Here is a 13,138-nt window from a genome sequence, read left to right as displayed (position 1 = left end):
TGATTGATAAACAAATAAATGATTTAAACATATTCTGATGAAAAAGTTGAGCTTAATATCCCAAATCTTGAAAATGATAAATTTTCAATTGGAGTTATTTCGTTAATGACTAATCAACGTGAACTTATTTCGGATTTGATAGAAGAACACATAAAGTCCGACATCATAGACAAACACAATATTGAAGTTTGGACACCACAATCTGCACAGGGGAATGAAAGAGATATTATTATCCTTTCGCTTTGTCTTGACTTTTCTTGTAATGGTATGGGTAATTACCATAAGAACCCAAGACTTTTAAACGTTGCAACTAGCCGAGCAAAGAAATTTACGATTGTGGTTCATAGCGGTTTCCAAACTGACAAGTATCCACAGCTAGGCAAATACCTTAATCTAACAGCCAATAGACCCGAATGGACTTTAAACCACGCTTTATATGATTCAGAATTTGAAATAAAGGTTTATGAGCAATTAAGAGAATATGTTGAAAGCAGACAAGATGAAGCAGACTTGAGAATTTTTAATCAAGTTGAAACTTGCGGACAAAAACGACTTGACTTTGTAGTATTTAATCAAACAAATCAAAAAGCTGTAGCTGTTGAAGTTGACGGAAGTTATCACTATCAAGAAAATGGGCTATCAAAACAATACTCAGAAGAACACACTGAACGCATTGACATTCTAAAAAGAGCAGGTTGGAATGTAATAAATACACCATATTATAAATGGTATCGAAATGGTTGGCTATGTGACACAAATCACCCTACCTTCCAAAGAGAAATTGACAGAATTATTGACGAACTTGACTACTATTTGCTATGACAATCTTGACGACAAAGGAAGAAGAACGAACGCCCAACACACGTTTTGCGTCATGCGGGGTGACGTGCTTACATTCAAGTTCAGTTTTCCAATTGGGCTTTAGTGCTGGGTTGACAGTTTTGTGCTCCGAAATCCGCCACTGCGCAAAGCCGCAAACCGTTGTGCGACACCCTATTTGAAAATCGCGCCCTAAAAGAAACGAAAGAAAAAACAGAAATGCAGAAATATTCAGTAAACCAACACTTGATTGAAACCATATTAGCTTGGGTAAATTCAGGAGAAATAGCAATACCAGAAATTCAAAGACCTTTTGTTTGGGACAGTTCAAAAGTCCGTGATTTAATGGATAGTTTATATCAAGGTTTTCCAATCGGTTACGTAATTGCGTGGAGAAATCCAAATATAAAACTTAAAGATGGAAGTTTAAGCGAAGGGAAAAAGGTTTTGATTGACGGACAACAACGAGTAACAGCTTTGACTGCTGCAATTTTAGGTCAATACGTTATCAACAAAAATTATCAACAAGTAAAAATTAAAATTGCTTTTAATCCGCTTGAAGAAAAATTTGAAGTCCAAAACCCTGCAATTTTAAAAGACAAAACTTGGTTACACGATATTACAGACGCCTTTTCGGGTAAAGTAAGTTTACTCAAATTAGTTCGAGATTATTCGGCTTTAAATCCCGAAATTGATGAAGATTTAATCGAAAATTCTTTTTCCCGATTGATTAGCATTGTAAAAAAGCCAATCGGAATGATTGAATTAGCACCCGAACTGGATATTGAAACGGTAACGGAAATTTTCATTCGCATCAATTCCAAAGGAGTTGTTTTAAGTCAGGCAGATTTTGCGATGAGTAAAATTGCTTCCGATACAGAAAATGGAGGAAATGAACTACGAAAAGCGATTGATTATTTTTGTCATTTAGCTATTGCACCAGATTTCTACAAACACATCGTTGACAACGATAAAGATTTTGCACAAACCGACTTTTTTCAAAAAATGTCTTGGCTCAAAACGGAAAACGAAGATTTATACGACCCAAGTTACAACGATTTAATTCGTGTTGCATTTACTTCACAATTCAACAGAGGACGACTTTCGGACTTGGTAAGTTTGCTTTCGGGTAGAAATTTTGAAACCCGAACTTTTGAAACAGAAATTGCCGAACAATCTTTTCAAAAGCTGAAAAATGGAGTAAATAATTTCATTAACGAAACCAATTTCAAAAGGTTTTTAATGATTGTAAAATCTGCAGGATTTATTTCACCAAAACTTATTCGTTCACAAAACGCCATCAATTTTGCATACATCGTTTATTTGAAATTAAAAGAACTTGGAGTAAATTCAGTTGCTATTGAAAGTTACGTTAGAAAATGGTTGGTTTACTCAATTTTAAAAGGAAGATATTCAGGTTCGCCAGAAAGTACATTTGAGTTCGACATCAAACAAATTTCTCAAAAACCTTTCGGTGATTATCTGAAAGAAAAAGAACAAGGTGAACTTTCAGACGCATTTTGGAACGCTTCTTTGCCACAGAGTTTAGATACTTCGGTCGCGAGTAGCCCGTATTTTCACGTTTTTCTTGCATCACAAGTAAAAGCAAATGACAGAGGATTTTTGTCGAGAGTTGTTTTGGTTAGCGATTTAATTTCGTTGCGTGGAGATATTCATCACCTATTTCCAAAAGATTATTTGAGCAAAAATGGTTTGGACAGGAGTAAATACAACCAAATTGCGAACTACGTTTATATGCAGTCGGAAGTGAATATAAAAGTTGGAAACAAACCACCAAAAGATTACTTTGAGTTGATTAAATCACAAATGCAAGAAGGAAATCAACTTGTAAGTGGACTTTCAACCGAACAAGAGCTTTCGGACAATCTGAAAATGAATTGTGTGCCAACCGAAATTATGGAAATGAACATTGACGACTATCAAGATTTCTTGACATTACGAAGAAAACTAATGGCTCAAAAAATCAAGGAATACTATCATTCGCTTTAGTTTAAAATTAGTTAATGGAATAAAATAACGGCAAAAACATTGCGTAATCAAATTTGATTATGTATCTTTGCATCAACAGTACCCGCTCTGCATACCATAAGAACTGCAAGTGGGTCATTTTTTTTATAGCTATGTCAAATAAACCTGCTTACAGCATAGCCGACCAAATCTCTCTTTTAAAGCAACGTGGAATGTTGTTCAGAGATGAAGGCAATGCACCACATTTTTTAGGAAATATCAGTTACTATCGGTTAAAAGGGTATTGGTGGGATACGCAAAACGATTTCACAAATCACACCTTCCACGCAAGAACTTATTTTGAGGATATTATTGACCGTTACAATTTTGACCGACATTTACGGCTGATTTTGTTTGATGCCATTGAACGTATCGAAATTGCACTACGAACAAAAATGATTTATCATTTGTCAATGACTTATGGTGGTTTGTGGTATTTAGAGACTTCTCTTTTCAATTCTTCGACTATTACAGTAAATGGAATTACAAAAACCGTTCATCAAAACACGATTGAAGAACTACAAAAGGAATTTAACCGAAGTCAGGAAATTTTCATAAAAGACCATCGCTACCGTTATCCAAACCAAAATGCCGATGCTTGGAAAATTTTGGAAGTTGCATCTATGGGAACGCTTTCTAAATTATATAAAAACCTAAAACATCAACTTCCCGAAAAATCTGCAATTGCCAAAGAAATGGGATTGAATTTACATAGTGAATTATCCAGTTGGTTGGAGGCAATTACTTATGTCCGAAATATCATTGCTCATCATTCGAGGTTATGGAGCAGAAATATGGTCAAAAGACCAACGGAAAACATAAACAATCCGACAGGACAATGGTTTGTCAATCCTTTGACACAAGTTCAAACCAAAAAACCATTCTTGATAATTTCCTGTATGGTTTACCTATGCAACGAAGTGACACCAGGACACCAAATTAAAACCAAAATTTTAGACTTGTTCAATAACAACCCAAATATTCCAATATACAAACTCGGATTTCTAAATAATTGGAAAAACGAACCTTTGTGGAAATAAGGGCGGTCCCATAACAAGGGTTTTGTGAAATGGCAGGGAAACGGCTTCGATTGAAAGTTAGTGCAAATAATCCGCCACTGCACAAAGCCCCAAAACGTTAGCGGTCACCCTACGAACGACCGTGCAAACATTCAACAGACAGACAAATGAAGGACGAAAACACGATGCTTTGCACTTTGACGCATCTTCCGTACTTTTGTCTGCGATGGATATGTTCGATGACATATTAACGGACTACCTGGAGAAGACATGCGACACGGAGCCAGCCCTCCTGCAGCATATCAACAGGGAGACCTATCTGAAGGAAATCTCCCCGCATATGCTCTCGGGCCATTACCAAGGCCGTTTGCTGGCTTTCCTGAGCAAGCTGGTGTCGCCAAAGCGGGTTCTCGAAGTAGGTACATTCACAGGGTACGCCACGCTGTGCCTGGCGGAAGGGCTTGCTGCGGGGGGCGAAATCCATACCATCGACAACAACGTGGAATTGGAAGACCGCGTACGTGGATACTTCGCCCAGTCAGACTTCAACGGTAATATCCATTACCATATCGGCGATGCTGCCGTGATCATTCCCACGATTGCCGGGCCGCTCGACCTCACCTTTATCGATGCCGACAAGAAAAACAACGGCACCTATTACGAACTCGCCCTTGAGAAAAGCCGCCCGGGAGCACTGATACTCATCGACAACGTGCTTTGGAAAGGGAAGGTGGTGAACGAGGCAGCCGACAGCCAAACCCAGCAGATTACCGCCCTGAACAATCAACTTGCCAACGATGAACGCATAGACAAACTGATTCTCCCGGTTCGCGATGGGCTTTTCCTGTTGCGGAAACGATGAGGAACGTAAAACATGAGGAATGAACGTACCAAAAAAGACTACTGTAATCACCTTATGCCTAACCTCCCTGTTGATCGCCGTCTCGGCGATGCAAACCGCCGCCCAACGAATCTCGCCCCATGCGTATATCGAACAGCATAAGGCTACCGCCATACGGTATATGGAAGAGTACGGTTGCCCGGCTAGCGTCATCCTTGCTATTGCCATGCACGAGAGTGCGCACGGAAACAGCCGGATAGCCCGGTACCTCCACAACCACTTTGGCATCAAGGGGCCTAATAACAATAAAGAAATCCGCTCTGCATACAAAGGCTATGATTCGGTCGAAGAATCTTACCAGGATTTTATCGCCTTCCTAAAGCGGCGTAAGGGCACCGAAGAACTATTCGACCGCTACGAGCCACACGAATACCAGCAATGGGTACAGGGCATTGCCCGCTCAGGATATGCACAAAGCCCCACGTGGGCATCGCGGGTTATCGGCATGATCCGCAAATACAGCCTCCACGAATTGGACGAAAAGCCGGAAACCGGCACGCTTGCCGTGGAAACCGAGCCTGCCACCAGCGATACCGTTTGGTACACGGTCAAGAAAGGGGATACATTGTACGACCTTGCCCGTAAATACGGCACCACTGTACGGGCCATCCAACACGAGAATGGGCTTAAGGGGTCGCGACTGCGTATCGGCCAACAATTGATTTTGCAATGAAGAAATACCTATACGCCTTCCTGGCCATATTATCGCTTGCGTCGTGCCTTTCCAAACAAGATGTGCTTCAGAACCCACGGGTGGCCAAGCGGCCACAGCCGGCCGAGCCCTCGCGTAAGCACGAGGCCCCCAAGCCCTCCAAACCGGCAGCTACCAGCCTATCGGGGTTAGCATATATCGACCAATACAAAGACATCGCCATCGCCGAGATGGAACAATATGGTATCCCTGCGAGTATCAAACTTGCACAGGCCCTGCTTGAATCTGGCAACGGGAACAGTACGTTAGCGCGCGAAGCCAACAACCATTTCGGCATCAAGTGCACCCCTGAGTGGAATGGGGGGAAAACCTATCACGATGATGACCAGCGCGGCGACTGCTTCCGCGTTTACAAACGGGTGGAAGACTCATTCCACGACCACTCACAGTTCCTCCTGCGCAAACGTTATGCGGCATTGTTCGAGCTCGATAAAGACGACTACAAGGGGTGGGCCAAGGGCTTAAAGGCAGCCGGCTATGCAACCAACCCAAGGTATGCCGACTTGTTGATCAGCCTCATCGAACGATACGAGTTATACCAATACGACCGGGCCGAAACGCGGAATGAGAAAAAGCAACGGGAGGCCATCGTGCAGACCGAGATCGTGGAAAGCAAGGCCGAAGAAGCCGTGGTGGCCCAAACCAAAGCACCTGTCCGTATCGATATCCACGAGGTGAAACAGGGCGAGACCTTAGCCGCTATTGCCCGCAGATATGGGATGGAAACTGCCGAGCTGATGGACCTCAACGGGCTCAAAAGCCAATCCATCTTCCTCGGCCAGCTGATCCTGGTGTCACAATAACGTTTCGGAGTTGCTAAATGATGTTAATTTTTTCGGGGAGTGCAAACTTACCCGTAGTTTTACGACGGTGAAACAGGTGGGAACTATTTTCTGTGGACTGCTTTTGAGTGTCGCAAGCCATTTCGCTTCGGCACAAGCGACCATTGAAGGCATTGTTTTCGATACCCACACCAAACAACGTATTTCACAGGTGTATATCTACAACACCGGAAACGACGATGGGGGCTACAATAATACGCGAGGTGAGTTTACCATTACTGCATCGCCTGGCGATATCCTGATCGCCGCCGCCAAGGGGTATTACCCCGATACATTGGTCGTTTCCGATAAAAAAGTGGTGCTTTTCAACATGACGCGTTCCACGATCTGGCTCGACGAAGTTTCGGTGGTAGCGAGGCGTAGCCCGGAGGAACGGCTGGAAGAAAATAAGCGTGAATATGGCTCTGCCTACTCCAAGGGCAGCGCGGGCTCGATTTTCTCCACCGGCCCCACGGGAGCCGGCCTGAGTATCGACGCGTTGTATAAACTCATCAGCCGTGAGGGTAAAAACTCCCGCAGGCTCCAGGAAATTATCGAACGGGACTACCGCGAATCCGTTATCGATTACCGGTTCACCCCCGAGTTGGTGAGCAGTGTGACCGGCCTCCAGGGCGAAGATTTGGCTGATTTCATGCGCCAATACCGCCCTTCTTACTATTTTATACTCAGTACAAACGACTACAACCTGGCGTTTTACATTCGGTCTTCATTGGCCCGCTACCGGCAAAATCCCGCAGCCCGCAGGCTCCCCCCGCTCCATACGATTGAGAAATAAGCATACTTGCAGAAAAACAGCACGATATTTGTTAATTTAGCACCGGTTATGAAACAACAGTTTTACTTTTTGCTAACTATCCTCTTGGGTTGGGCTTCGATGGCCAGTGCCCAGATTTATGATATCGATGAGCTGCGGTATAAGCCCGACTCCAACAGCCTGAGAGTTGAACGGCCCGAGCTGGATATCCGCCCGGTAACGTTGCCCATATCCGCATTAGACCTGAGAGTAATCTATTGGCGGCACTGGTCGTCGTTCGGTATCAATGCCAACCAGGCCTCCTTCAGTGACAACTGGAACGGGGGTGGTGTCAACTCCATATCGGTGGGTCTCCTGCTGAACCACAAATCTGACTATACACGCAACAACACCAACTTCGTTACCGAATTGATATTGCAATATGGGAAACAGAAGAACAGAGATCAGCTCCCGCGCAAAAATAACGACCGGATATACTGGGACAACAAGCTTTCCCAGAAAATATCGAAAAGCTGGTCCATATATACATCGCTTACTTTCGACAGTCAATTTGATATAGGTAATAGCTTTGGAAAGGACATCAGCGGGCGGGATAGCATAACCGGGGTTATTTCCAACTTCATGGCACCGGGCCGCCTTACAGAGTCACTCGGTATCGAGTATAAGCCTGACAACACGTTTTCATTACGCTTCGGTACCGGTACCGCACGGCAGACGTTCGTCCTCGATAGACGGATAGATCCTACACGCTACGGCGTAGAAGAGGGGAAAAGGGTTAAAAATGACCTCGCTTTTCAGCTGACGGCAAACTTAAATAGAAATCTTTCTCCCAATCTCAACCTCACGAGCAAATACAACCTGTTTGCAGATTACGAAAAGCTAAACGACCCATCACACCGGTTAGATGCTACATTGACCGCCAGGGTGACACGGCTCGTAAACGTAACGTTGAGCGGCACGGTGCTGTATGATAGCGACTATATCGAAGAGGGCAAAACCAAATCAGAAGTGCAATATAGCCAAGCGTTGAGTTTGGGGCTTTTGTTTAAACTCCCGAAATAACCCGCGCAAACGACACACATGCGTATACAACAACTGGTAATACTACTAGCCGGGGCGGCATTCATGCTATCCGCATGCAACACCAACCGCTATGCAAAAACCAACCGTGTCTACAAAAAACAGCTGAAGGCCCTCACGGACCAGATGCGGGAGCCACTGCCGTACATTACTCCACGCCTAACCACCACCTACGATAGCTTGGGGATGCCTGTCGTTTCGGAAGACCGGGAGGCACGGCACCGTAAGCAATGGGTGGGAGCTATACATTTCAACCTGCGCAAGCCCAACTACGTCATTATCCACCACACTGCCCAAGACAGTCTGGAGCAAACACTACGTACGTTTACCGTACCCCATGCACAGGTAAGTTCTCACTATGTTATCGGCCGCGATGGCGAGGTGGTACAGCTACTCAACGACTACGTAAGGGGGTGGCATGCCGGTGCCGGCAAGTGGGGTAGCGTTACAGACCTCAACTCGGTATCGCTGGGCATCGAGCTCGACAACAACGGGAGCGAACCGTTTTCTGAGGCACAACTCCACAGCCTACTTGGCCTACTCGACACGTTAAAAAGAAAGTATAATATCCCAACAGCCAATTTCATCGGCCATTCGGACATCGCCCCGACGCGGAAGGTTGACCCCAGCGCATTCTTCCCCTGGAAGCGGCTGGCGGACCATGGGTTCGGATATTGGCCGGGAGATTCCCTCTCCCTACCTCCGGAGCACTTCAATCCCATGGATGCCCTGCGGATTATCGGCTACGATACGAGCAACCCCGAAGCCGCGATACGTGCATTCAAATTGCATTTTATCCAGCATGATGTAAGTCCGACGCTGAGCGAAGACGATATCTGCGTGCTATACAATCTTTACCTCAACTACTGATATTGGATATAAATCGGCCGGGGTGTCAATGCAAGCACTTCCTCCAGCGTCATCATCCGGTGCGGTGGGGGGATTAAGTCGTTCTTATAAAAAAATTTGAATCCTGTAAATTGGATCGGCTCGCGGAAGACGTAGGTGTGGTAGGTGTTCTTTTTGAGTGCCGGGGCTCCCCATCCGTCCATGTCGATCACCAATTGTACTTCGGGATGCAGCTTGATCTGTTTATAATCCCTCACCATACCCTGCGTAAATCGGTGTACCACCAGTACCTTCGGGGGCAGGTTGTGTGCCTGCACAAGCCCGGCGAGGTGGGTAGACGCAAAGTTGATATCGTCTGCCGTGAAATGGCCAATACGTTTTCCCGGGGGCAAGTCGTCTTTCATGGAAAACTCCGGGTCTATACCGAGGTGCACATGCGGCATACGCAGGAAGGTATCCAAGCGTGGGATCTCTGCTTGCAGATTGCTAAACCCCACCTGGATGTCGAGGAATACGAGGGCGTTGCGTTTCTCCGCAATCCGGAGTACGGAATCGATCTGGCTGAATGGCATCCGCGCACGATATTTACCATCGCGGCCCGCATTCTCCTGTGCTGTTACCGCTATATAATGCAGTGCAGGTATGGCTTCGGTAGCCGGATCTGCCGCGTTCCAGTTGGCCACCTCCCCATCCAGCTTGGCCAGCATCTCATCGGGCGGCAGCTCTCCCAAAATACCCATCCTGGTTGAATACAGGTTGCCATAAAAGGCTACAATACGCTTATGCGGCAAAATAGCACCCGGCAGTGGCAGTGGTTGGTCTATCACCGGCCAGCGCCCAGTGGTGTCACCGTTGGCCAGCGACTGTAGCTTGGCCAGATAGTCTGCACCGGTATCTGCGGGCTGCTGCTCGACAACGGTCGTGCCGGCAGAATCCACCGCTATGGAGTCGTCCGCAGCTTCGGCCACCAGCCTTTGGACGAATCCACCGCTAATAGCGCCACCGCCGTTCTCTTCGAACGCGCACCCGCCCAAAAAAAGCATTAGACTTAGACCGACAGCAAATAGCATCGGATATTTCATACGCAGTGCATCCATTGTCGCAAAGAAACAGAAAAAAACGATGTGTATCTATGTTATTTTGGGAATCGACGAAACATACTGCTCATATTCGGCCTGTTGCTGCTGGATAAACGTATTATCGGCCAGGGCCCCCACCACGGCGTCCATCTCCGATTCGTTTTCATAAACCATCTGGCGGAACCGGTTTTGATAATCCTTTGCCCGTGTTTTGTAAATTTCCCGACAGACCCATTGCTTGGTCTCCACACTTTCATCGATCAATTGTTGGATGAAGTCGGGTGTCAACATACCCTTGTCGAGATTATCGATATCGATCAACGACGCCAGTGCATGGTCAAATTTATGCATCGGATAGTCGGTACTAAGCCGATGGTAACAGTGGTGCACGGCAGCCCAATCGTCAAGTTTACCTTCGCGGATATCATCCAGTAACGCATTCAGGTCCTGTTTTCGGAAAAGTTGCCCCCCTACATCCTCAAACGCTCCCCGTTGGGGAAGGGCCTGGCCCGCGAGGTACTCATCGGCAAACTGGGCGAATGTGTGCATGTCGAAGTATTGCTTCAGCTGGGTGGCTGCATAGTACCTGATCATACGCCGGTAGGCGTGGTAACCTTCGCGCACTTTGATAAGCACCACCCGCCGTTTCGAGTTTTCGGTACCATCCAACAACACTTCCTTTGCATGCAGGTCCACACTGCTGTCGGACAGGATTTCACGGCCACACCGGACACACTCATCGGCATCACCCAGGTCCGGGAAGAACGTCCTGCCCACAGCGGTCTCAATCTCACCCAGTGCCGCGAACATTTCGTTAACGGTATCGGGAGCCAACACATCATACTCAAAGTATTGGTTCTTCAATGAGCGGCGGTCGCGGTTAATAAATTTGGTGTTATTGCGCATAAGCGCATACATATTATATAAAAACCAATACCCGGGGAGGATAACCAGCCTATCGTTCACCATATCGTTGCTTACCATCGCAAAAGGCAGCCTGATATCGAGCTCGTGCATGAAGTCGCCCTTGGTGATGAGCGTATAGGAAGCAAAGCGCGAATTATGTTTGAGGCTCACGCACAGGCCGGGCCAAAAGCCGCGGCCAGCTACGATCTCGCCGTCGGCTGCACGCGAGTTATGGTTCGACCCCACGGTAGCCCCGGCAGCCATATTGCTTTGGCCCATTACCAGTGCCGCACAGAGGAAAGAATTGTTATGGTGCTGTTCATGTGCCGGGAAAATCAGCGAATTGAGCACCTCGCAGCACGAGATGGTACTGTTGTCACCCAGAAACGAATTAATCAGCCGGGCGCCATACTTCAGCTGTGAAAATGCCGATAAGATAAACCGCACCGCCTTAACACCATAAAATATACGGCAGCCATGGCCCACAATCCCATTCACCAGCTCGCAGCCCTCGCCGATCTGCGTATAAGCACCCGTGATGGAATTGACCGTTACGTTCTTCAGCTTATTTACGCCCTTGATATACGCATCCGTACCTATTCTCACATCTTTGATGATATCCGAGTTCTTGACCACCGTGCGGTGACCAATGGTACTATAATAGCCCCTGTGTGTATCAAACCTCCGCAGCGCCATTTCGCGGAACCGCGCTTGGAGGCGCTGATCATGCCGGTTGCGCGTCCACAGGTACACGTCGGAGGCTTGCATACCATCGAATGGGAGCACGGCGCGGCCCCCATTCTCATTGCAGAGCTCCAATGCGATGAGGCTGCTCTCCGGATCACCGTCCTTGAGGATACCATTGCCGAACTTCGCATTGCTGCTCGTTTCCATCTCGTTGATATTGAACAAGACGACCTCATCACCAAGGATAAAATGTGCGATATAACGCACATTGTGGATGGCATTACAGCCACCGATATCGCAGCTCACCACCACGCTGTTGTAGATGCCAACGGGCAGGTGCAGGTCGCGGTAGTCCAAAAAGCTCGCCTCCATATCGCCGATGCGTACGCGTCCATAAAACTTGGAGTGCTGCACTTGCTCGGGGATAAACTTGTCTGTTACCCAAACATCTGCCCAGTTGGGAGCATAATTCCCGTTTCGAATAAGCTGGTCAATCTCTGTGGCCTCAAGCGGCCGATAAGTATAGCTCGTCAATTGTTGCTGCTCACGCAGGTAGTATTCATCTTTTCCGCTCGGCAGGTATTCTGCGGGAATAAAGTGATACCCTAACGTATCCAGCGGTTTCCGTCTCAATGTCATTATAGGTAACTCATTACGTTTGCGTACGCCTCAGATGGTGCGGCATACAGAAAATCACACAGCTATTGGCCATGATCCGGCCGCAAAAATAGTATTTTTAACATTAATCAATCGATTGCGTGCAAATAAAAGTGATATTCACCACATCTGTATTATTGCTATCGAAACAGTTCCCTACACGAACCCACATAATAGTNTAGTATTTTTAACATTAATCAATCGATTGCGTGCAAATAAAAGTGATATTCACCACATCTGTATTATTGCTATCGAAACAGTTCCCTACACGAACCCACATAATAGTGATCAAGAAAATCGGAATAGATAATATAGAAATAATACATAGGTGAAAATTGGAAAAAACAAAAACACCCGCCAGATGACGGGTGTCGTGGTGGGGCCAAGGACACAAATTTCGAACCGTTTCTTGTCTGATTTGAAGAGAATCGTGGATTTGATTTTTTAGCTTTACTTTTGAAACATGACAGACAACACGGGTTGGACACCTTCGCCTGAAGAGAACCTATTGGGTTTGACGGACAAAAACCTTATAAATGAGCATGAGGCGAGGGGGATTGCCAAGGCAGAGTATTCGATATTTTCACTTGATTTGGAGGAGCCTATCTCCACAAGCCTGATACTGGAATGGCATCGCACAGCATTCGGCGAATTATATGATTGGGCAGGCAAATGGCGCACGACAACAGTTGTGGTTGGCCAACTTGTGCCGCCCCAACCCAGCCAAGTGCCCCAATTGATGTACCAATTCATCGATAATCTTACATTATGCAATAGGGATATAATATTTGTTTGAACTTCTTAA

12 protein-coding genes are annotated in these 13,138 nt (G+C 46.3%); 10 read left to right on the top strand and 2 right to left on the bottom strand.

Going from position 1 to position 13,138, the window contains the following annotated elements; translation table 11 throughout:
* The first annotated feature begins 57 nt into the window (after positions 1 to 57).
* The 9 genes from NGM62_RS20570 to NGM62_RS20530 all read left to right on the top strand — a co-directional run bounded on the left by NGM62_RS20570 (position 58) and on the right by NGM62_RS20530 (position 9,025).
* Positions 58 to 822, top strand: coding sequence for an AAA domain-containing protein (locus NGM62_RS20570; RefSeq protein ID WP_315975881.1), 765 nt, complete (start codon positions 58 to 60; stop codon positions 820 to 822).
* A gap of 216 nt (positions 823 to 1,038) precedes the next feature.
* On the top strand, positions 1,039 to 2,829 hold the full coding sequence (locus NGM62_RS20565; protein WP_262250196.1) for a GmrSD restriction endonuclease domain-containing protein: 1,791 nt from the start codon (positions 1,039 to 1,041) through the stop codon (positions 2,827 to 2,829).
* Between the two features lie 131 nt (positions 2,830 to 2,960).
* Positions 2,961 to 3,887: an Abi family protein gene (locus NGM62_RS20560; RefSeq protein WP_262250195.1), complete on the top strand. Its 927-nt coding sequence runs from the start codon at positions 2,961 to 2,963 to the stop codon at positions 3,885 to 3,887.
* Positions 3,888 to 4,056: 169 nt separating this feature from the next.
* Positions 4,057 to 4,728, top strand: coding sequence for an O-methyltransferase (locus tag NGM62_RS20555; protein ID WP_390938178.1), 672 nt, complete (start codon positions 4,057 to 4,059; stop codon positions 4,726 to 4,728).
* Positions 4,729 to 4,747: 19 nt separating this feature from the next.
* Positions 4,748 to 5,440, top strand: coding sequence for a glucosaminidase domain-containing protein (locus NGM62_RS20550; RefSeq protein WP_262250194.1), 693 nt, complete (start codon positions 4,748 to 4,750; stop codon positions 5,438 to 5,440).
* Positions 5,437 to 6,282, top strand: coding sequence for a glucosaminidase domain-containing protein (locus NGM62_RS20545; protein ID WP_262250193.1), 846 nt, complete (start codon positions 5,437 to 5,439; stop codon positions 6,280 to 6,282). Before NGM62_RS20550 ends, NGM62_RS20545 begins: the two co-directional genes overlap by 4 nt.
* 76 nt (positions 6,283 to 6,358) lie before the next feature.
* Positions 6,359 to 7,096, top strand: coding sequence for a carboxypeptidase-like regulatory domain-containing protein (locus NGM62_RS20540; protein WP_262250192.1), 738 nt, complete (start codon positions 6,359 to 6,361; stop codon positions 7,094 to 7,096).
* 48 nt (positions 7,097 to 7,144) lie between these two features.
* Positions 7,145 to 8,137 carry a DUF3078 domain-containing protein gene (locus tag NGM62_RS20535; RefSeq protein WP_262250191.1) on the top strand — a complete coding sequence of 331 codons (993 nt, stop codon included), beginning with the start codon at positions 7,145 to 7,147 and terminating at the stop codon, positions 8,135 to 8,137.
* A gap of 18 nt (positions 8,138 to 8,155) precedes the next feature.
* On the top strand, positions 8,156 to 9,025 hold the full coding sequence (locus NGM62_RS20530) for an N-acetylmuramoyl-L-alanine amidase (protein WP_262250190.1): 870 nt from the start codon (positions 8,156 to 8,158) through the stop codon (positions 9,023 to 9,025).
* Here the strand turns inward: NGM62_RS20530 and NGM62_RS20525 are convergent.
* On the bottom strand, positions 9,019 to 10,086 hold the full coding sequence (locus tag NGM62_RS20525) for a hypothetical protein (protein ID WP_262250189.1): 1,068 nt from the start codon (positions 10,084 to 10,086) through the stop codon (positions 9,019 to 9,021). The genes NGM62_RS20530 and NGM62_RS20525 overlap by 7 nt on opposite strands.
* A 48-nt stretch (positions 10,087 to 10,134) precedes the next feature.
* Positions 10,135 to 12,315 (bottom strand): DUF4954 family protein, encoded by a 2,181-nt coding sequence (locus NGM62_RS20520; RefSeq protein ID WP_262250188.1) that lies wholly within the window; start codon positions 12,313 to 12,315, stop codon positions 10,135 to 10,137.
* A 481-nt stretch (positions 12,316 to 12,796) separates the two neighbouring features.
* Here NGM62_RS20520 and NGM62_RS20515 point away from each other — a divergent pair, with 481 nt between their 5' ends.
* Entirely contained in the window at positions 12,797 to 13,129 is a 333-nt protein-coding gene (locus NGM62_RS20515) for a Fic family protein (protein ID WP_262250187.1), read from the top strand.
* Positions 13,130 to 13,138: the final 9 nt, after the last annotated feature.

The sequence above is a fragment of the Parapedobacter soli genome, assembly GCF_025460835.1.
Taxonomy (GTDB): Bacteria; Bacteroidota; Bacteroidia; order Sphingobacteriales; family Sphingobacteriaceae; genus Parapedobacter; species Parapedobacter soli.
The sequence above is the reverse complement of the archived record's forward strand: the minus strand, read 5'-3'. Positions and strand labels throughout refer to the sequence as shown.